We start from the raw sequence: 18,756 nt of genomic DNA, 5'->3' as shown, positions 1-18,756 counted from the left end.
CCTTTCATGTTCGAACGCCTTATCCAGTTCGCCATCGAGCAACGCCTGGTGGTGATGCTCGCCGTGGTGCTGATGGCCGCCGTGGGCATCCACAGCTACCAGAAGTTGCCCATCGACGCCGTGCCCGACATCACCAACGTGCAGGTGCAGATCAACACCGCCGCGCCCGGTTACTCGCCACTGGAGACCGAGCAGCGCATCACCTTCGCCATCGAGACCGCCATGGCCGGCCTGCCAGGCCTCAAGCAGACCCGCTCGCTGTCGCGTTCGGGGCTGTCCCAGGTGACGGTGATCTTCGATGACGGCACCGACATCTTCTTTGCCCGCCAGCTGGTCAACGAGCGCTTGCAGGTGGCCCGCGAGCAGTTGCCCGAAGGCATCGAGGCGGCCATGGGGCCGATCTCCACCGGCCTTGGCGAGATCTTCCTGTGGACGGTCGAGGCCGAGGGGGGGGCGGTGAAGGATGACGGCACGCCCTATACCGCCACCGACCTGCGGGTGATCCAGGACTGGATCATCAAGCCGCAGCTGCGCAACGTGCCGGGCGTGGCCGAGGTGAACAGCATCGGCGGCCATGCCAAGCAGTACCTGATCGCGCCCGAACCCAAGCGCCTGGCGGCCTACAAGCTGACCCTCAACGACCTGGTCGCGGCGCTCGAGCGCAACAATGCCAACGTCGGCGCCGGCTACATCGAGCGCAACGGCGAGCAGTTGCTGATCCGCGCCCCGGGCCAGGTGGCCTCGGCCGAGGACATCGCCAACATCGTCATCTCCAGCGTCGATGGCACGCCAATCCGCGTCAGCCATGTCGCCCAGGTTGGCCTGGGCCAGGAGCTGCGCTCGGGCGCGGCCACCGAGAATGGCCGCGAAGTGGTGTTGGGCACGGTGTTCATGCTGATCGGCGAGAACAGCCGCACGGTGTCCCAGGCGGTGGCGGCCAAGCTCGAGGAGATCAACCGCAGCCTGCCCAAGGGCGTGGTGGCGATCACCGTCTATGACCGCACCAACCTGGTGGAAAAAGCCATCGCCACGGTGAAGAAGAACCTCATCGAAGGCGCGATCCTGGTCATCGCCGTATTGTTCCTGTTCCTGGGCAACATCCGTGCGGCGCTGATCACCGCCATGGTCATTCCGCTGTCGATGCTGTTCACCTTCACCGGCATGTTCAGCAACAAGGTCAGTGCCAACCTGATGAGCCTTGGGGCGCTCGACTTCGGCATCATCGTCGACGGCGCGGTGGTGATCGTCGAGAACGCCATCCGCCGCCTGGCCCATGCCCAGCAGCACCATGGTCGCATGCTGACCCGTTCCGAGCGCTTCCACGAAGTGTTCGCCGCCGCCCGTGAGGCACGTCGGCCGCTGATCTACGGGCAGTTGATCATCATGGTGGTGTACCTGCCGATCTTTGCCCTGACAGGGGTCGAGGGCAAGATGTTCCACCCCATGGCCTTCACCGTGGTGATGGCGCTGCTGGGGGCGATGATCCTTTCGGTGACCTTCGTTCCGGCGGCGCTCGCGCTGTTCGTCACCGGCAAGGTGAAGGAGGAGGAGGGCGCGGTCATGCGCACCGCCCGCCGCCGCTACGCCCCGGTGCTGGACTGGGTGCTGGGCCGGCGCAACCTGGCATTCGCCGGCGCCGCCACCGTGGTGCTGCTGTCCGGCGTGCTGGCCAGTCGCATGGGCAGTGAGTTCATCCCCAGCCTCAGCGAGGGTGATTTCGCCCTGCAGGCCCTGCGCGTGCCGGGCACCAGCCTGTCGCAGTCGGTGGACATGCAGCAGCGCCTGGAGAAGACCATCATCGCCCAGGTGCCGGAAGTCGAGCGGGTGTTCGCCCGTACCGGCACAGCCGAGATCGCTTCCGACCCGATGCCGCCGAACATCTCCGACGCCTACGTGATGCTCAAGCCCCGCGAGCAATGGCAGGATCCAGGCAAGCCGCGCGATGAACTGATCTTCGAGGTACAGCGTGCCGCCGCCAGCGTGCCGGGTAGCAACTACGAGCTGTCGCAGCCGATCCAGCTGCGCTTCAACGAGCTGATCTCCGGGGTGCGCAGCGATGTCGCGGTGAAGGTGTTCGGCGACGACATGGAGGTGCTCAACCGCACCGCCGCGCAGATTGCCGCGAGCTTGCAGCAGGTGCCGGGAGCCTCCGAGGTGAAGGTCGAGCAGACCACCGGCCTGCCGGTGCTGACCATCGATATCGACCGTGACAAGGCCGCCCGTTACGGCCTGAACGTGGGCGATGTTCAGGACGCCATTGCCATCGCCGTGGGTGGTCGCACTGCCGGCACCCTGTACGAAGGCGACCGCCGCTTCGACATGGTGGTGCGCCTGTCGGAAGCGCTACGCACCGATGTCGACGGCTTGTCCGGCCTGCTGATCCCGGTGCCGGCCAGCGCCGCCGCCGGTGCCTCGCAGATCGGCTTCATCCCGCTGTCACAGGTGGCCAACCTGAACCTGCAGTTGGGCCCCAACCAGGTCAGCCGCGAGGATGGCAAGCGCGTGGTGGTGGTCAGCGCCAACGTGCGTGGGCGTGACCTGGGTTCGTTCGTCGAACAGGCCTCGCAGACGCTGATCGACCAGGTGCAGATCCCGCCGGGCTACTGGACCCGCTGGGGCGGCCAATTCGAGCAGTTGCAGTCGGCGGCAGAGCGCCTGCGGGTGGTGGTGCCGATCTCGCTGCTGCTGGTCATGGCCTTGCTGCTGATGATGTTCAACAACCTCAAGGATGGCCTGCTGGTGTTCACCGGCATCCCCTTCGCCCTGACCGGCGGGGTGCTGGCGCTTTGGTTGCGGGATATCCCGCTGTCGATCTCGGCGGGGGTAGGCTTTATCGCGCTGTCGGGCGTCGCGGTGCTCAACGGCCTGGTGATGATTGCCTTCATTCGCAACCTGCGCGAGGAAGGCCGGAGCTTGCGCGCGGCGGTGGAAGAGGGGGCGTTGACCCGCCTGCGGCCGGTGCTGATGACCGCGCTGGTGGCGTCGCTGGGCTTCATTCCCATGGCCCTGGCCACCGGCACCGGCGCCGAGGTGCAGCGACCGCTGGCGACGGTGGTGATCGGTGGGATCCTGTCGTCGACGGCGCTGACCTTGCTGGTGTTGCCAGCGTTGTATCAGTGGGCGCATCGGCGGGATGAGGACAACCTGGCAGAAGACGTGTAACGCTATCGCTTGTAGGAGCGGCCTTGTGTCGCGAAAGGGCCGCAAAGCGGCCCCAGGTCACGCAATTGTTGCATGGTTCATTGGGGCTGCTTCGCAGCCCATTCGCGACACAAGGCCGCTCCTACAGGTACCGGCGCAGCCAGTGATCCAGGCTCAACCTTCCAGCCCCTTTCAACAGCAGCGGCAGCAACGCCACCAGGTAGATCAACGGTAGCTTGAAGTTGCCAAAACCCTGGTCGGTGATCGCATAACCCCGCCCCAATTCCGCCAGGCTCGACCACTGGCTCGGCCAGTGCACGGCGGCAATCGCCACCACCGTCACCACCATCAGCACTGCCGAGGCCAGACGGGTGCCGAGCCCCAGCAGCAGGAGCAGCGGACAGATCAATTCGGCCCACATCGACAGCTGCCAGTTGAGACCCACCGGCAACAGGTTGAACGGGAATGGAAAACTGCTTTGCAGGTCGGCGAACCAGTTGGTGCCGTTGAACTTCTCCAGGCCCGATTCGAAGAACTCCCAGGCCAGGAACAAACGCAACGGCAGGTCGGCGCTCCAGTTGCCGGTGTGGTCGAGGGCGTTGAACAGCTTCCAGTCAGTGAACAGTGGCAGGGCTTTCATGGGCAGGCATCCCGGTGTAGGCGGCAACGGCGGGCTGCCGTCGCGCTGTCGTGGCCGGGAGTGTGTGGCGGCGGGGTATCGACAGTGTGTCGGGGGTGGTGGGTTTATGTATCGCTGTGTAGCGATCCTCAGCGGTTGCTGGTCAGGCGCTGTTGCGCCGCGGCGCAGCCGTTGATGTCCACCGCCTTCTGCAGGAAGGCCTGGCGCTGGCGCGGGTCGAGCTCACCGAGCAGGCGGTAGATCTCGGCCTGGTAGTCGCGCTGGCGCCCCCACTGCAGTTGCAGGCCCTGGGGCCGGGTACGGTTGCACACCAGGCGGGTGGCCGGCTGCGGGTAGTAGGCGGCATACAAGGTGGCCATGCTGGGAACCGCCTCCAGCGCCTCGCGGTAGGCGGGGCTGGCATTGTACGGGGAGCACCAGTGGGCGATGGCCAGCGCGGGTGGGGCGAAGCCTTGCTTGAGGCTGGCTTCCAGCAACGGGCAGGCGGCTTCGGCGATCTGTCCTGCCGGCAGATAGGTGGTGTAGTACAGCGCCAGGCGGTACTGGGCTACCGGGTGGCCGAGTTCCACCGACTTTTTCAGCAGGGCCACCGCCGTGGGCAGCGTGTGGGCCATCGCCTGGCCCTGGCGGCTGAGCTCGGGGTCGCCACTGGCGGTGCGCAGCGGACCGGCGTTGTCGTCCTGGTTGTCGGCCTGTTCCAGCAGCGGCAGGGCCTGGCGATAGAGCAGGTCGGCATGGGGGTCGATGCTCACGTCCAGGGCCTGGGCGCCTGTGGCGGCCAGCAGCAACGGGAGTGTCGCAGCCAGGCGAGCGCGAGGACGGGCCAGGAGCGAGGGGAAGGCAGGAATGGTCATGGCAGTTACACGGTGCCTCGGGCGAATCAGGAGCGACGACGGCCTATTCTATCCATCCGCGTGCCTTTCCCGAAAGCCCGGCGTCCGGTCATCAGACCAGCTTGATCGGTGCGACCTTGCGCAGGGCCTGTCTTTCCTGGGCCAGCCCCAGCTTGGCAGTGATCACCTTGGCCAGCGCATTGTTGCCCAGGTCGTTGAAATGCAGGCGATCGACGAACAGGTGCTCGGCGAATACCGGCGAGCTGCTGAGCATGCTGTTCATGTCGTAGCAGGGGACCGGGTCGGCCTGGCTCTTGATGCGGCGGAAGAAGGCCATGTGCAGCTGGCTGTCGAAGGTGTCGCCGAGCAGGCGGTCGAAGTTCGATGGCTGGCGCTCGAGCTTGGCGAGCATGGCCTGTTCCGCCTTGGGCAGTGCCTCGCGGCACCAGGGCAGCAGCGGTTGCAGGATGAAGGTGAGGGTGGTGTGGCCGTCCGCCAGCAGCCGGTCCCACTGGCGCAGGGTGCGGCCCACGGCATCGGCGGCGCGGATCAGGCGCTTGTCCGGGCTCGACAGCGGTTCCACTGGCGGCCAGCGGGTTTCCCGGGCTGGCGCCAGCAACTGGCCAAGGCGTTGCCAGAACGACTCGCGGCGCGCTTCGCCACCGGCATGCACGCCTTCGTTGAAACGGTTGAGAAAATCCTGGTAGGCCTGTGCTCGATGCGGGTCCTGCGCACCGGCCAGGACTTCGGCGAGGGCCTCCTGGGCCAGTGTGTTCAGGCCACTGAGCACCACCACGTGGCCGATCTGGCCAAAGCGGTGCTGGTGAGTGAGGAACATCAGCAGTTCCTGGGTTGCGTTCAGGCCGCAACCTGCGAGGCTCAACCAGATCTCGCCGGTCAGCACCGACAGGTACGAGGCCACGGTGTGTTCGTCGGAACTGGCGCCGATGCCCATGGCGGTGGAACCGCCCACCAGCAGGTTGACCCGCGCCGCGCCGCCGCGCTCTGCCACCGAGAAACGCTTGCCGGCGCAGTGGCTGTAGCGCATGCCCAGGGCGTCGGTGTTGATGGTTGCGGAGCGGTAGCCGCGCTCGTGCACATACAGCGTGTGCGGTGCGCGGCGGCTACCCAGTTGCAGGAAGCGCTGATAGTCCTGCGCCAAGGGGTCGGGCGTGCCCATGCTGCCGGTGGTGGCGGGGGGGATCGGGGTCATGGGCGCTCCTTCTGTTAGGGGGCTCAGGCGGCCAGCTCCCTGAGGTTGTAGGCCAGGCCGACGGCGGCGATCAGCAGCAGGGCAACGCCGGAGGCCAGGCTGATCAGGCGGTTGCTGCGCGGCGAGGCGATCTTGCCGATGGCGAAGATGTACAGGCTGAGCACGGCGAAATCGATGGCGATCCACAGCAGCGACAGCACCACCATGCTCTTGCCGAACGACTCGGTGATCTGGATGAACTGTGGGAAGAAGGCGATGAAGAAGATGATGTCCTTGGGGTTGGAGATACCGACCATGAAGCCCTGCAGCAGGCCCCCGCGGCCCGCTTGCGCGCTGGCCGGGGCCTGCGGGGCGCTGTCGACCGGGGCCTGCAGCGCTTCGCGCAGGGTGCCCAGGGCGATGTAGCCGATGAACAGGCAGCCCAGCAGGCTCATGGCGCTGAGCCAGGCCTTGTCGATGGCCGCGCTGGTAAGGATGATCCAGGCGGCCGCGCCGATCAGCACCAGCGAGGCCCAGTTGGTGCCGACCGCGGTGAACAGGGCCTTGCGCGAGCCCGAGGCGGCGGCGGTGTTGACGATCAGGGCCACCACCGGGCCGGGCGTGGCGATCAGCAGCAGGACGGTTAGGGCGTAGGTGGCGGTCAGTGCGGTATTCACGATCAGTTCTCGGTGAGGGTTGCAGCGGTTGCGTGGGCATGGAACGGGCAGCGCGCCGGGCTTGGCGAACCGGGCTCCTGCAATTGGTACTGCTTCCATTCGAAGTTGTCGTCCTGGCCGAAGAAGCCCAGGGTCTCGGGCATCACCCCGTCGTTGTAGTGGCGCACCCGCTCGCGGATGCGTGCGCGAATGCGCTGGCCGCTTTCAGTGCTGGCGCTGGCGACCTCGTCGAAGCTCTCCCGCGGGTTGATGACGAAGGCAATGTGTCGGCCCAGGTTGCGGCTTTTCATCAAGCGGTGGGCGGGGAAGCTCATGTTGATGAACAGCGGCATGCCTGCGAAACAGAACGACCAGCGCGTGTCGTGCGGATCCTGCGGTACTTCTTCGGGCCAGGGCTGCGGGTCGCGCGCATGGACCTGATTCAGCACGTCCCAGGCCAGTGCCTGCTGTGCCTGCAGCGTGGTGCCGGGCGCCGTCTCGAGGAACACCAGCAGCGGGTTGCCGATGCGCTGCTTGAGCGGGATCGGCTCGATGGTGCGGATGTAGTCGCCAAGGCCTTGGGCAATATCGTCTGCCAGGCGTTCGGCGCGGGCGAAGACGATGTGGCACGTGCGCGCATTGACCGCCTTGCGCCCGAACAGGCACGGGAAGTCAGGGTTGGCGAGGGTTTCCTTGAAGTGTTCTATGGTCTTGTACGTCCAGTGGTGACGGTTCTGGACATGTTCATCGGCGAGCTCCAGCGCATCCAGGCGGTAGCAGTTTCCATAACCCGTAAACATGATTTCCCCAGGCATATCCGTATGCAGTATTTAATAGAGTTTCTCGTTTAATAGAACGTTTTCGACATATAACGGCAGCTTAGCTATATATAATTGTTATTTACCGGCATTTTCCGAGATGGATCCCGCGTTGTAAAACGCCTGGTTCTATGACCTACTATTAGCTTCACTCATGCTCTGGAAGGCGCCATGTCGGAACGGATTCAAGCCTTGCACGCCCTGCGCGCCTTCGAAGTGGCGTCGCGCTATGGCTCCTTCACCCGCGCGGCCCAGGAATTGGCCCTGACCCAGGGCGCAGTCAGCCACCACATCAAGACCCTCGAAGCCCTGTTCGGCTGCGACCTGTTCGAGCGTCGCGGCCCCAAGCTGCGCCTGACCGAGCACGGCCGGCTGCTGGCCCAGGAACTCAAGGTCGGCTTCAAGATCATCGAGAACGCCTGCGCGCTGCTGCGCCAGGATCGCTACGGCGTGCGCCTCAAGGCGCCGTCCACGCTCACCGTGCGCTGGCTGCTCAGGGCCCTGGACGGCTTCAAGCGGGTCGACAACAGCTGTTCGGTGCAACTGTCGAGCGTATGGATGGACATCGACGCGGTGGACTTCTATTCCGAACCCTATGACTGCGCCATCCTGCTCGGCAACGGACGCTTCCCGGCGGATGTGGAAAGCCTGAAGCTGTTCGATGAATGGCTGATCCCGGTGTGCCACCCAAGCTACCTCGAGCAGGCCCGGCCGGAGCTGTCGGTGCTCTCCAGCTGCGAGTTCCTCCACCCCTCCCCGGACCGCCGTGACTGGCGGCGCTGGCTGGCGCGCATGGACGCGCTGGACATCAGCATCGACCAGGGCCAGGTGTTCGACACCCTCGACCAGGGCATCTCGGCCGCCCAGCAGGGGCTGGGCATTTCGGTGGTCGACCTGGTGCTGGCCAGCGCCGACCTGGCGGCGGGCAACCTGGTCACGCCATTCCCCCACGCGGTGGCCACCGGCGACGGCTACTACATGACCTGGCTCAAGGCCAGCCCCAAGGCCCACCAGATGCACAAGTTGCGTGACTACCTGGTGGCGCAGGTGCCGCCGCTGTCGCACAAGGACATCAGCTACCTGTACGGCTGACGTCGGTGGCAGGCAGTACCCGTTCGAGCATGAAGTCGATGAACACCCTCAGCTTGGGCGGCATCTGCCGTCCTGATGGCCACAGCAGGTAGAAGCTGCCGCGTCGCTCCATGAAGCTGTCGAGCACGCTCACCAGGCTGCCGGCCGCCAGTTCCTTGCGCACGCTGAAGTCCGGCAGGCAGGTGATGCCGCGATGGTTGAGGGCGAAGCAGATGCGCGTCTCGACGTGATTGCAGACCATCGAGATGGGAATCGCGTAGTCCTGCTCGGGGTGTTCCCGGCGCAGCGGCCAGGTTTCCAGCTTGCCGCTGCTGGGGAAGCGGTAGTGCAGGCAGCTGTGCCCGGTGAGCTCGCGGGGATGCTGCGGCGTGCCGCGCTCGCGCAGGTAGGCGGGGGACGCCACCAGGCGATGCTGGAAGTGCCCGAGGAACTTGGCGTTGAGCCGCGAATCCAGCGGCTGGCCACCGCGCATCACCACGTCGAAGCCCTCGCCGACGATGTCCACCATGCGGTCGCTGAAGTCCAGGTCCAGTTCGATCTCGGGGTAGCGCGCCATGAACTCGGCCAGCGCCGGCATCACCAACCCGGTCACCTGCGGCAGGCTGACCCGCAGGCGTCCGCGGGGCGCGCCACTGGCCTGGGACAGTTCCTGCTCGGTGGCTTCGATCTCGGCGAGGATGCGCCGGCTGCGTTCCAGGAACAGCGTGCCCTCGGCGGTCAGGGTGATGCTGCGCGTGCTGCGGTGAAACAGGCGCACGCCCAGGCGTTCCTCCAACCGTGCCACGCGCTTGCCCACGGCGGAGGCGCTGATCCCCAGCGACTGGCCGGCGGCGACGAAACTGCGGGTCTCGGCGACCCGGTTGAAGACCATGAAGCCGCTGAGGCTGTCCATGCTGCGCTCCGATTGCGGACACTAATGTCCTGACTGAGTGGAATTGTACCCGGCTTTTTCCGCAATGCCCCAGCAGCGCACCATGCCTGCCTAAATCGATAGCCGGAGACAACCATGCATTCACCTTCCCCGGCGGCGTGTGTCGCCGCATCCCCTGCCAGCGCCACGCGCCTTCCCCTGAGCGGGCTGCTGGCCCTGGCCCTGACCGGCTTCATCGCCATCCTCAGCGAAACCCTGCCGGCCGGCCTGCTCGACCAGATCGCCGACGGTATGCAAATCAGCCAGGCGATGGCCGGGCAGTGGGTCACGGCCTATGCCCTGGGCTCGCTGCTCACCGCCATTCCACTGGTCACCCTGACCCAGGGCTGGTGGCGACGTCGCGCGCTGCTGCTGGCGATCGCCGGGTTCGTGCTGTTCAACGGATTGACCGCTGTGTCGCCGGACAACTCCCTCACCCTGTGTCTGCGCTTTCTTACCGGCGCCGCCGCCGGCCTGGCTTGGGGCCTGATCGCCGGCCATGCGCGGCGCATGGTGGCGCCGGCCCAGCAGGGCAGGGCCATGGCGGTGGCGATGCTGGGCCAGCCCATTGCGCTGTCGCTAGGTCTGCCAATCGGCACCTGGCTCGGCGCCTGGCTGGGCTGGCGCGCGGCCTTCGTGGTGGTCACGGTCGCGGCGTTGCTGCTGATCGTCTGGGTGGTGCGGGCGGTGCCGGACTTCCCCGGCCAGGCCGCCGGCAAGCGCCCCGCGGCGCTGGCGGTGCTGCGCACCCCGGGCGTGGCGCGGGTGTTGCTGGTGATCCTGGCGTGGATTCTCGGGCACAACATCCTCTACACCTACATCGTGCCGCTGCTGGCGGCGGCGGGCATGACGGCCGAGGTGGGCCAGGTGCTGATGACCTTCGGCCTGGCCTCGCTGGGCGGCATCCTGCTGGTGGGCCTGGGTGTCGACCGTCATCTGCGCAGGCTGGTGTTGCTGTGCCTGGCCGGGTTCGCCCTGGCGACGCTGGCCTTGGGGCAGGCCCAGGGCGCCGCCTGGCTGGTGCATGTCAGCGTGGCGCTGTGGGGGATGACCTACGGCGGTGCGCCGACCCTGTTGCAGACCGCCTGCGCCGATGCGGCGGGCGAGGGCGGCGATGTGGCGCAGTCGATGCTGGTGACGGTGTGGAACAGCGCGATCGCCTTGGGCGGGATCATTGGCGGGTTGTTGCTGGTCGGCGCCGGGGTCGAGTGGTTTGGCGCGGTGGTGCTGGGGCTGCTGGCGCTGGCGTGGCTGCTGGTGGTCAGCGGACGCCGGGCCGGGTTCGTCGCGGGCGCACGCTAGCCTGATCGGACGCAATCGCGGGGCCTGGAAACACCCCTTTATGCCAAGAGGAACGGTACAATCCGCCCATGTGAGAAAGTAGCGATCCGAGGTCCCCGCAGTGCCGTTGCAACAAGGCTTCGTCTTGACCCGCCACTGGCATGACACGCCCGAAGGCACCTGCGTGGAGTTCTGGCTGGCCACCGACCAGGGCCCACGGCGCCTGCGCCTGGCCGCCCAGCCCTCGGTGGCCTTCATTCCCGCCGCCCAGGCTGCCCACGCCCGGGCGCTGCTGGCCGGTGAACAGGGCGTCGAACTCAAGCCCCTGCAGCTGCGCGACTTCGACCTGCGTCCGGTGATGGGCCTGTACTGCCGCCAGCACCGCCAGCTGATCGCCCTGGAAAAGCGCCTGCGCGCTGCAGGTGTCGAGGTGTTCGAAGCCGACATCCGCCCGCCGGAACGCTACCTGATGGAGCGCTTCATCACCGCCCCGGTGCGTTTCGATGGTCGCCCCGACAGCCAGGGCGTGCTGCACGATGCCCAGCTCAAGCCCGACCCGGACTACCGCCCGCCGCTGCGCCTGGTGTCACTGGATATCGAGACCAGCGAACGCGGCGAGCTGTACAGCATCGCCCTGGAAGGCTGCGGCCAGCGCCAGGTCTATATGCTCGGCCCGGCCAACGGCGAGGCGGGCAAACTGGACTTCGACCTGCACTATTGCGCCGATCGCGCTGAACTGATCGTCTGCCTCAACCAGTGGTTGGCCCGCCACGACCCCGACGCGATCATCGGTTGGAACCTGGTGCAGTTCGACCTGCGCCTGCTGCACGAGCATGCCCAGCGCCTGAACGTGCCGCTGTGCCTGGGCCGCGACGGCGCGCCGATGCACCTGCGCGAGCACGGCGCCCGCAGCCACTTCTTCGCCGAGGCGCCGGGCCGGCTGCTGATCGACGGCATCGAGGCCTTGCGCTCGGCGACCTGGAACTTCCCCTCGTTCAGCCTGGAGAGCGTCGCGCAGCAGTTGCTGGGCGAGGGCAAGGCCATCGACACGCCGTACCAGCGCATGGACGAGATCAACCGCCGCTTCGCCGAGGACAAGCCGGCCCTGGCCCGCTACAACCTCAGGGACTGTGAGCTGGTGACGCGGATCTTCGCCCATACCCACTTGCTGGAGTTCCTCCTCGAACGCGCCTCGGTCACCGGACTGGCCGTGGACCGCAGCGGCGGATCGGTGGCCGCGTTCTGCCACCTGTACATCCCGCACATGCACCGCCTGGGCTATGTCGCGCCGAACCTCGTCGGTGGCGAGGGCGAGGCCAGCCCGGGCGGTTTCGTCATGGAGTCGCGGCCCGGGCTGTACGATTCGGTGCTGGTGCTCGACTACAAGAGCCTGTACCCCTCGATCATCCGCACCTTCCTCATCGACCCGGTGGGGCTGGTCGAGGGCTTGCGCCAGCCGGACGACGCGCACTCGGTGGAGGGCTTTCGCGGTGGCCGTTTCTCGCGCCGCCAGCATTGCCTGCCGGCCATCGTCGAGCGTGTCTGGCAGGGGCGCGAGGCGGCCAAGCGCGCGGGCAACGCCCCGCTTTCGCAGGCACTGAAGATCATCATGAACGCCTTCTACGGCGTGCTCGGCTCCAGTGGCTGCCGCTTCTTCGACCCGCGCCTGGCCTCGTCGATCACGATGCGCGGGCACCAGATCATGCGCCAGACCCGGGCGCTGATCGAGGCGCGGGGCTATGACGTGATCTACGGCGACACCGACTCCACCTTTGTCTGGCTCAAGGGGGCCCACGACGAAGCGGCTGCCGCAAGTATCGGCCAGGCGCTGGTGGCGCAGGTCAACCAGTGGTGGCGCGAGAACCTGCGTCATTCCATGGGCCTTGAGAGCGCGCTGGAGCTGCAGTTCGAAACCCACTACCGACGCTTCCTGATGCCGACCATCCGAGGCACCGACGAAGGCAGCAAAAAGCGCTACGCCGGCATGGTACGGCGCAGCGACGGCCAGGACGACATGGTCTTCAAGGGGCTGGAGTCGGTGCGCACCGACTGGTCGCCGCTGGCCAGGCAGTTCCAGCAGGAACTCTATGGCCGGGTGTTCCGTGGCCAGCCTTACCGCGACTACCTGCAGGCATACGTGCGCCGTACCCTGGCGGGCGAGCAGGATGAATTGCTGGTCTACCGCAAGCGCCTGCGTCGCCCGTTGGCTGACTACCAGCGCAATGTGCCGCCGCATGTACGCGCGGCGCGCCTGGCCGACGAGCATAATCGACGGGTGGGACGCCCCACTCAGTACCAGAACGGCGGCTGGATCAGCTACATCATCACCACCTCGGGGCCAGAGCCCCTGGAGATTCTGCAATCGTCGGTCGATTACGAGCACTATGTCGCCCGACAGCTGCAACCCGTGGCGGATGCCATCCTGCCATTCGTGCTGGGGCACACGATCGACCTGGGGCACCTGGATCAACTCGCCTTCGACTTCTGAACAGGTCGGGGCGGGTGCTATCTATCGAGGTTTCACCGAAGTTCATACGCTCGCGTCTCTATTTTCAGCAGAGACGAGTCATGGACAACAACGAGCAGCAAGTGCTTCGCGCGCCATCAGTAACCGGGCACGAAACGTTCCAGGACGCCATCATCGCTCGCGCTTGGCGCTGGAAGCCGGCGAGATGGGCAACGCCACGGCACGGCCCTGAGTGCGCGCAGTATCCTTGGACTATGCTCTGGTCAGGTGTGGGACATGCCCGGTTACTTTTGCCGCGAGCAGGCGCCTGGCCAGTTGGTTTAGGCTCCACGCCGGATCTTTCTCCCTGATCCGCAGTCTTTAGGTTTATAGAGAAAACAAGGAGATGCGCATGCTCGTTCGGTCACTGACCCTCGCTACCCTGTTCGCCTTGGCTAGCCCGCTGTTTGCCGCAGACAGCGATGCACCGTTGGCCAAGGAACTGGGCAAGGCACGGCCACTGGTGGTCATTGCCCCGAGTTCGGCCGACCCGACCCTGCGCGGCCTGGAAGAGGCGTTGAAAGACTCCGCCACCCAGGCCGGATTCAAGGAGCGCAGCCTGGTGCTGTACAGCGTCGCCAACATGATGGGCAAGCGCGAGGACAAGAACCTCGAGCAGCAGACCACAATGGCCCTGATCCGTGAGCTCAAGCTGGGCGCGAGCAAGGGCACCAAGGTGATCCTGGTGGGCAAGGACGGTGAGCGCCACATGCTCAAGGACGACGACAGCGGCGAGAAGCTCGACCCGCAGGTGATCTTCAAGGCGGTCGACGAGCTGCCGGCCAGCGAGAAGGCGGTCACCGCCCCCGAACCCGTCGCAGCCGCACCTGCCGAGCCCAAGGCCAAGGACAGCAAGACCAAGGATGCCAAGGCCAAGCCCGCCAAACCTGCAGCGCCGCCCAAGCCGCTGGAGGACTGACCGCTCTGTCACGGCCTTCTGCGCAACCAGAGGGCCGTTCATGTATCACTGTGTATCTGCGCTTCGCCGCGACCCATTGGCATACAAAATATCGCCTGCCTCGATACATCCGCGACACACCGCTGCGGCTCAATGGCTCCACTTTCCAACCACAGTGGAGCGACACCATGAAAACGACCCGTCAAACCCTCGGCCTGCTCGGCGCCACCTTGCTAGGCGGCATGGTTCTGGGCAACAGTGCCTTCGCCGTAGAACCCCTGGCCCAAGGCTACCAGTTGGCCTCGGCCAAGACCCCGGGCGAAGGCAAGTGCGGTGAAGGCAAGTGCGGTGCCGGTGGCAAGGCCACGCAGAGCGAGGGCAAATGCGGCGAAGGCAAGTGTGGCGCCAGCGCCAAGGCCGGAGCCGAGGGCAAGTGCGGTGAGGGCAAGTGTGGCGACGCCTCGTTCGCCCGCACTGACAGCAACCGCGACGGCAAGGTCTCCCGCGAGGAGTTCCTGGCCGTGGCCAAGGACAGGGCGGCAGACTTCGACAAGATCGACCGCAATCACGACGGCTTCATCTCCGAGCAGGAGGCCCATGATCACCTGGCGGCGATCTACAAGGCCAACGGCAAGGCCATGCCCGACGGGCTGTTCAGCCATCTGACCGGCCAGTCCTGAAGCGCCTCGCGGGGCCAGCCCGCTTCCACGATGTCATGTGTGGGAGCGGGCTGGCCCCGCGCTGCCGTTCAACGCCCCAGAGAGCCTGCAATCATGCCCCAACCCAAATTGCACACCGGCCTCGGCCTGCGCCGTGGCCTGCTGCCCGACTTGCTGACGATGGAGGCGGGCGCGGTGGACTTCCTAGAGTGCGCCCCGGAAAACTGGATCGGCGTCGGCGGCGCCTTCGGCCAGGGCCTGGCGCGCCTGGCCGAGCGTTTTCCCATCGCCTGCCACGGCCTGTCGCTGTCACTGGGCGGCACCGCGCCGCTGGATCGCGGCTTTCTCGAGCGCACCCGACAGTTCCTCGACCGTCACCAGGTACGGATGTACAGCGAGCACCTGAGCTACTGCAGCGACGATGGCCACCTCTACGACCTGATGCCGATCCCGTTCACCGAAGAGGCCGTCCACCATGTGTCCGCACGCATCCGCCAGGCCCAGGACATGCTTGGTCGGCGCATCGCGGTGGAGAACATCAGCTACTACGCCGCGCCGTACCAGGCGATGCCCGAGCTGGACTTCGTCCGCGCCGTGCTCGACGAGGCCGACTGCGACCTGCTGCTGGACGTGAACAACGTTTTCGTCAATGCCTGCAACCATCGCTACGACGCCCGCGCCTTCCTCGCCGGCATACCCCAAGAGCGGGTGGTGGGCATGCATGTGGCCGGTCATTACGACGAGGCCCCGGACCTGAAGGTCGACACCCACGGCGCGCCGGTCAAGGAGGACGTCTGGGCGCTGTTCGCCGACGCCTGCCGGCGTTTCGGGGCGCAGCCCACTGTGCTCGAGCGCGATTTCAACTACCCGCCGCTGACCGAACTGCTGGCCGAGACGGCGCGTATCCGCAGCCTGCAATATGCCCACGGAGTGCCCGGCCATGACTGAGACCCTGCGCACCCAGCAATTCACCTTGGCGCGCCACCTGCGCGACCCGGCCGCCAATCCGCCGCCGCCCGGCATCGAGGCACGGCGCCTGAAGGTCTATCGCGAGCTGTTCCATGGCGCCATCGAAGGATTGCTGGCCGGCAGCTTCCCAGTGCTGCGCCGTACCTTGGGCGATCAGCGCTGGCATGCGCGGGTGCGCGATTTCTACGCCCTTTACCGCAGTCAGACACCGCTGTTCACCGAGATTGCCGAGGCGTTCATCGACTACCTGCAGGGCATCGAGCCCGATGCCCCTTGGCAGCTGGAACTGGCGCACTATGAATGGATCGAGGCGCAGCTATACCTGAGCGACGCCGAGGATCCGCCGCACGACCCGGACGGTGACCTGCTCGACGGCGAGCCACTGTTGTCGTGCGTGGCGCGGGTGCTGGCCTACCGTTGGCCGGTGGAACGCATCGGCCCGGAGTACCAGCCAGGCGAGGCGCCAGCGCAACCCACCCTGTTGCTGGTGTACCGCGACGCCGACCTGCAGGTGCGTTTCGCCCGCCTGGCGCCGCTGGCCTGGCAATTGTTGGTGGGCCTGCCGGGCAGCGGGCGCGAGCGCCTGCGCGCGTTGGGCGAGCAGCACCAGCAGGCGGGCCTGGAGCTGCTGCACCAGTTGCGCGGGCAGGGCATCATCGTCGGTACCCGCCGAGGCGGCAGGGAGCCTGTCAGGCCACCGGAATCAGTGGATCGGCTGCCGCCAGCGCCGTCGCCCGATCCGCGGCCGGCGGATAGATCCATACCGAGTTGATCTGCTGCTTGAGCTGCTTGGCCTCGGCCTTGTCCGTCGGTGGCGAGACGGTGCGCTCCCAACCCTCGGTGTACACCGCGCCCCAGGCACCGAGGTCCAGGCAGGTGACGTACTTGGGCTGGCTGTAGGTCATCGGCGCCACGCCGATCAGCTCGGCGGCGGCGTTGTTGCCGGCGTAGCGGCCCAGGGGGATGGCGTGCTGGCAGGACATCACGGCAAAGTTGCCAACCTCGTCGCAGGCCGCGTAGGCCACATCGCCCGCGGCATACACATCCGGGTTGCCGATGACCTTGAGCTGGCCGTCCACATGCAGGCGGCCCTGGCGGTCGCGCTCGCCGGTGATCTGCTCGGTCAGCGGGTTGGCCTTGAAGCCGACGGTCCAGATCACCGTACAGGCGGCGATGCGGTCGCCGTTGTCGAGCAGCACGCCGCCGGCATCCACCGAGGCCACCGTGGCGCCGCAGACCCATTCGATGCCCAGCGCCGCCGATGCCTGTTCGATGGCCGGGCGGATGCCGTCGCCCAGGGCGGCGCCGATCTTCGTCCCGCGGTCGACCACGACGATGCGTGGCGTGACCTTGTCGCCCAGGATCGCCCGCAGCCGGCTGGGCAGTTCGGTCGCGGTCTCGATGCCGGTGAAACCGCCACCGGCGACCACCACGGTGTTGCGCGCCGGGCTGTCGGGACGGGCGGCCAGGGACTTGAGGTGTTCTTCAAGGCGAGTGGCAGACTCGATCTTGTCGACGTCGAAGGCGTGGCGGTCGAAGCCTTCCAGCGCCGGGCGGTTGAGCAGGCTGCCGCAGGCCATGATCAGGCGGTCATAGCCCAGCCTGGCCTCGATGCCGTTGGGCTGGCGGTAAGCCACTTCACGGCTGGCCTGGTCGATGTGGTAGGCGCTGCCCTTGACGAAGCGCACGTTGACCGCGTCGAACAACGCCTGCAACGGTGCAGCCATGGTGTGCACGTCGGGTTCGTAGAAGCGTGGGCGGATGTGCAGTTCCGCCTGGGGCGCGAGCACGGTGATCAGCACGTCGTCGCGTTTGTGCTGGTCGAGCAGGCGGGCGGCGCCGAGGGCGCTCCACAGCCCGGCGAAGCCTGCTCCAATGATCAGGATCTGTTTCATGGGGTGCTCCTGGATGCCGCGATTGTCGATGTTGTCGCTGCGGCAGTGGGAAAAGGGTACGCCTTGCCGGACGACATGGACCGTGGCCCGAAAGACGTGCTGCAGATGCTATGCGCGCCCTTGGTTTACCCCTAGGCCAAAGAACCCTGGATTTCGGCCAGCGACACGCTGCGGGCGAAGCGCGCCCGGTAGTCCCGCGGGGTCACCGCCAGGTGACGCTGGAACGCCAGGCGCATGCGCTCCTCGCTGCCGAACCCGCAGTGGCGGGCGACCTGCTCGATGTGCTGGTCCGAGTTCTCCAGCAAGCGGCGCGCCGCCTCGAGGCGGAACACCTCGATGGCCTTGGCCGGAGTGCGGCCGGTCTTGTGCTTGTACACCCGGGTGAAGTTGCGCAGGCTCATGCGCGCCTGCTCGGCCAGCCGCTCGACCGTCAGGCGCGGGTCGCCCAGGTGCTCGTTGAGCCACAGGTGCAGGGCCTCGAAGGCGGCGCTGTCCTCGCCCTGGGCCTTGAGCAGTTCGCTGAACTGCGCCTGGCCGCCGGGGCGCTTGAGGAACACCACCAGCTCGCGGGCCACCTGCATGGCCACCTCGCGGCCACAGTCGGCCTCGACCAGGGCCAGCGCCAGGTCGATGCCGGCACTGACCCCGGCCGAGGTCCACACCTGGTCCTGTTGCACGAAGATCGACTCGGCGTCCACTTCGATGGCCGGGAAGCGCCGGTGCAGCGCATCGCACATCGCCCAGTGGGTGGCGGCCCGGCGTCCGTCGAGCAGCCCGGCGGCGGCCAGCAGGAAGGTGCCGCTGCACACCGAGGCGGTGCGTCGGGCGCGTTGGGCAGCCTGGGCCAGCCAGGCAACCAGCTCGGCATGATCGGGGAGGGTGCGGACGATCTCCGGCGCGCCGGGCACCACCAGGGTGTCGAAGGGTTCGCGCAACCAGGGCGCCAGTGGCTCGGTACCTACCGCCAGGCCCTCGGCGGTCGGCACCAGGCCGCCCTCGAGGCTGGCGGTGACCAGGCGGTAACCTGGCAGGCCGCGGGCGGCGCGGGCCTTGGTCGCGGCCCAGAAGACCGTCTGCGCGCCGGTGAGGTCGAGCAGGCCCATCTGCGGGTAGGCGAGGAACAGCAAGGTGCGCGGCTGATCCAGGGCGTGCACGGGTGGGGTGGGGATCTGCGGGATGTCGGTCATGGCACGCTGCTTGTGATGAAGGCGTAGGTCCTAGTCGAGCAGGTGGCACGGTGCTGATCAAGCACCGTGCGACGAACGC

General features: G+C 66.8%; 16 protein-coding genes. 8 read left to right on the top strand and 8 right to left on the bottom strand.

What is annotated here, in order from left to right; all coding sequences use genetic code 11:
- The first annotated feature begins 6 nt into the window (after positions 1 to 6).
- Positions 7 to 3,162, top strand: a complete 3,156-nt coding sequence (locus tag ACVWZ5_RS02430) for an efflux RND transporter permease subunit (RefSeq protein ID WP_301142067.1) — start codon at positions 7 to 9, stop codon at positions 3,160 to 3,162.
- Between the two features lie 121 nt (positions 3,163 to 3,283).
- Here ACVWZ5_RS02430 and ACVWZ5_RS02425 read toward each other — a convergent pair whose 3' ends face one another.
- From ACVWZ5_RS02425 to ACVWZ5_RS02405, 5 genes are all read right to left on the bottom strand, one after another.
- Positions 3,284 to 3,781, bottom strand: a complete 498-nt coding sequence (locus tag ACVWZ5_RS02425; protein ID WP_062573596.1) for an HvfX family Cu-binding RiPP maturation protein — start codon at positions 3,779 to 3,781, stop codon at positions 3,284 to 3,286.
- A 128-nt stretch (positions 3,782 to 3,909) separates the two neighbouring features.
- Positions 3,910 to 4,635 (bottom strand): hypothetical protein, encoded by a 726-nt coding sequence (locus tag ACVWZ5_RS02420; RefSeq protein WP_036986331.1) that lies wholly within the window; start codon positions 4,633 to 4,635, stop codon positions 3,910 to 3,912.
- Between the two features lie 91 nt (positions 4,636 to 4,726).
- Complete coding sequence (locus ACVWZ5_RS02415) at positions 4,727 to 5,827, bottom strand: hypothetical protein (RefSeq protein ID WP_232532243.1); 1,101 nt, start codon at positions 5,825 to 5,827, stop codon at positions 4,727 to 4,729.
- 23 nt (positions 5,828 to 5,850) lie between these two features.
- Complete coding sequence (locus ACVWZ5_RS02410) at positions 5,851 to 6,483, bottom strand: LysE family translocator (RefSeq protein WP_028691814.1); 633 nt, start codon at positions 6,481 to 6,483, stop codon at positions 5,851 to 5,853.
- A 2-nt stretch (positions 6,484 to 6,485) separates the two neighbouring features.
- Positions 6,486 to 7,262, bottom strand: coding sequence for a YqcI/YcgG family protein (locus ACVWZ5_RS02405; protein WP_062575703.1), 777 nt, complete (start codon positions 7,260 to 7,262; stop codon positions 6,486 to 6,488).
- Between the two features lie 189 nt (positions 7,263 to 7,451).
- Between ACVWZ5_RS02405 and ACVWZ5_RS02400 the strand changes: the two genes are divergently transcribed.
- Positions 7,452 to 8,372: a LysR substrate-binding domain-containing protein gene (locus ACVWZ5_RS02400; RefSeq protein ID WP_062573599.1), complete on the top strand. Its 921-nt coding sequence runs from the start codon at positions 7,452 to 7,454 to the stop codon at positions 8,370 to 8,372.
- Here ACVWZ5_RS02400 and ACVWZ5_RS02395 read toward each other — a convergent pair.
- Positions 8,353 to 9,264 (bottom strand): LysR family transcriptional regulator, encoded by a 912-nt coding sequence (locus ACVWZ5_RS02395; RefSeq protein ID WP_301142059.1) that lies wholly within the window; start codon positions 9,262 to 9,264, stop codon positions 8,353 to 8,355. The two genes, ACVWZ5_RS02400 and ACVWZ5_RS02395, sit on opposite strands and share 20 nt — an antisense overlap.
- Before the next feature lie 114 nt (positions 9,265 to 9,378).
- Between ACVWZ5_RS02395 and ACVWZ5_RS02390 the strand changes: the two genes are divergently transcribed.
- The 6 genes from ACVWZ5_RS02390 to ACVWZ5_RS02365 all read left to right on the top strand — a co-directional run bounded on the left by ACVWZ5_RS02390 (position 9,379) and on the right by ACVWZ5_RS02365 (position 16,367).
- Entirely contained in the window at positions 9,379 to 10,584 is a 1,206-nt protein-coding gene (locus ACVWZ5_RS02390) for an MFS transporter (protein WP_301142057.1), read from the top strand.
- A gap of 100 nt (positions 10,585 to 10,684) precedes the next feature.
- Positions 10,685 to 13,051, top strand: a complete 2,367-nt coding sequence (locus ACVWZ5_RS02385) for a DNA polymerase II (RefSeq protein WP_343580763.1) — start codon at positions 10,685 to 10,687, stop codon at positions 13,049 to 13,051.
- 370 nt (positions 13,052 to 13,421) lie between these two features.
- Entirely contained in the window at positions 13,422 to 13,988 is a 567-nt protein-coding gene (locus ACVWZ5_RS02380) for a DUF4174 domain-containing protein (protein ID WP_028691808.1), read from the top strand.
- Between the two features lie 167 nt (positions 13,989 to 14,155).
- Positions 14,156 to 14,647: an HvfA family oxazolone/thioamide-modified RiPP metallophore gene (locus tag ACVWZ5_RS02375; protein ID WP_062359738.1), complete on the top strand. Its 492-nt coding sequence runs from the start codon at positions 14,156 to 14,158 to the stop codon at positions 14,645 to 14,647.
- Between the two features lie 93 nt (positions 14,648 to 14,740).
- Positions 14,741 to 15,574 (top strand): HvfB family MNIO-type RiPP peptide maturase, encoded by an 834-nt coding sequence (locus ACVWZ5_RS02370; RefSeq protein WP_084941543.1) that lies wholly within the window; start codon positions 14,741 to 14,743, stop codon positions 15,572 to 15,574.
- Positions 15,567 to 16,367 carry an HvfC family RiPP maturation protein gene (locus ACVWZ5_RS02365; protein WP_325925821.1) on the top strand — a complete coding sequence of 267 codons (801 nt, stop codon included), beginning with the start codon at positions 15,567 to 15,569 and terminating at the stop codon, positions 16,365 to 16,367. Before ACVWZ5_RS02370 ends, ACVWZ5_RS02365 begins: the two co-directional genes overlap by 8 nt.
- Here the strand turns inward: ACVWZ5_RS02365 and ACVWZ5_RS02360 are convergent.
- Positions 16,285 to 17,490 (bottom strand): NAD(P)/FAD-dependent oxidoreductase, encoded by a 1,206-nt coding sequence (locus ACVWZ5_RS02360; RefSeq protein WP_096048122.1) that lies wholly within the window; start codon positions 17,488 to 17,490, stop codon positions 16,285 to 16,287. The two genes, ACVWZ5_RS02365 and ACVWZ5_RS02360, sit on opposite strands and share 83 nt — an antisense overlap.
- 131 nt (positions 17,491 to 17,621) lie before the next feature.
- Entirely contained in the window at positions 17,622 to 18,677 is a 1,056-nt protein-coding gene (locus tag ACVWZ5_RS02355; protein ID WP_096048121.1) for a GlxA family transcriptional regulator, read from the bottom strand.
- Positions 18,678 to 18,756 lie beyond the last annotated feature (79 nt).

It is taken from the genome of Pseudomonas sp. TE6283, from assembly GCF_054060555.1.
This window is presented reverse-complemented; position numbering and strand designations above follow the sequence as displayed.

Excerpts from the sequence above, each read along its gene's own strand:
- ACVWZ5_RS02370 (WP_084941543.1), top strand. The coding sequence starts at position 14,741 with ATGCCCCAACCCAAATTGCACACCGGCCTCGGCCTGCGCCGTGGCCTG.
- ACVWZ5_RS02400 (WP_062573599.1), top strand. The coding sequence starts at position 7,452 with ATGTCGGAACGGATTCAAGCCTTGCACGCCCTGCGCGCCTTCGAAGTG.
- ACVWZ5_RS02380 (WP_028691808.1), top strand. The coding sequence starts at position 13,422 with ATGCTCGTTCGGTCACTGACCCTCGCTACCCTGTTCGCCTTGGCTAGC.
- ACVWZ5_RS02375 (WP_062359738.1), top strand. The coding sequence starts at position 14,156 with ATGAAAACGACCCGTCAAACCCTCGGCCTGCTCGGCGCCACCTTGCTA.
- ACVWZ5_RS02365 (WP_325925821.1), top strand. The coding sequence starts at position 15,567 with ATGACTGAGACCCTGCGCACCCAGCAATTCACCTTGGCGCGCCACCTG.
- ACVWZ5_RS02425 (WP_062573596.1), bottom strand. The coding sequence starts at position 3,781 with ATGAAAGCCCTGCCACTGTTCACTGACTGGAAGCTGTTCAACGCCCTC.
- ACVWZ5_RS02405 (WP_062575703.1), bottom strand. The coding sequence starts at position 7,262 with ATGTTTACGGGTTATGGAAACTGCTACCGCCTGGATGCGCTGGAGCTC.
- ACVWZ5_RS02355 (WP_096048121.1), bottom strand. The coding sequence starts at position 18,677 with ATGACCGACATCCCGCAGATCCCCACCCCACCCGTGCACGCCCTGGAT.
- ACVWZ5_RS02420 (WP_036986331.1), bottom strand. The coding sequence starts at position 4,635 with ATGACCATTCCTGCCTTCCCCTCGCTCCTGGCCCGTCCTCGCGCTCGC.
- ACVWZ5_RS02360 (WP_096048122.1), bottom strand. The coding sequence starts at position 17,490 with ATGAAACAGATCCTGATCATTGGAGCAGGCTTCGCCGGGCTGTGGAGC.
- ACVWZ5_RS02390 (WP_301142057.1), top strand. The coding sequence starts at position 9,379 with ATGCATTCACCTTCCCCGGCGGCGTGTGTCGCCGCATCCCCTGCCAGC.
- ACVWZ5_RS02430 (WP_301142067.1), top strand. The coding sequence starts at position 7 with ATGTTCGAACGCCTTATCCAGTTCGCCATCGAGCAACGCCTGGTGGTG.
- ACVWZ5_RS02395 (WP_301142059.1), bottom strand. The coding sequence starts at position 9,264 with ATGGACAGCCTCAGCGGCTTCATGGTCTTCAACCGGGTCGCCGAGACC.
- ACVWZ5_RS02415 (WP_232532243.1), bottom strand. The coding sequence starts at position 5,827 with ATGACCCCGATCCCCCCCGCCACCACCGGCAGCATGGGCACGCCCGAC.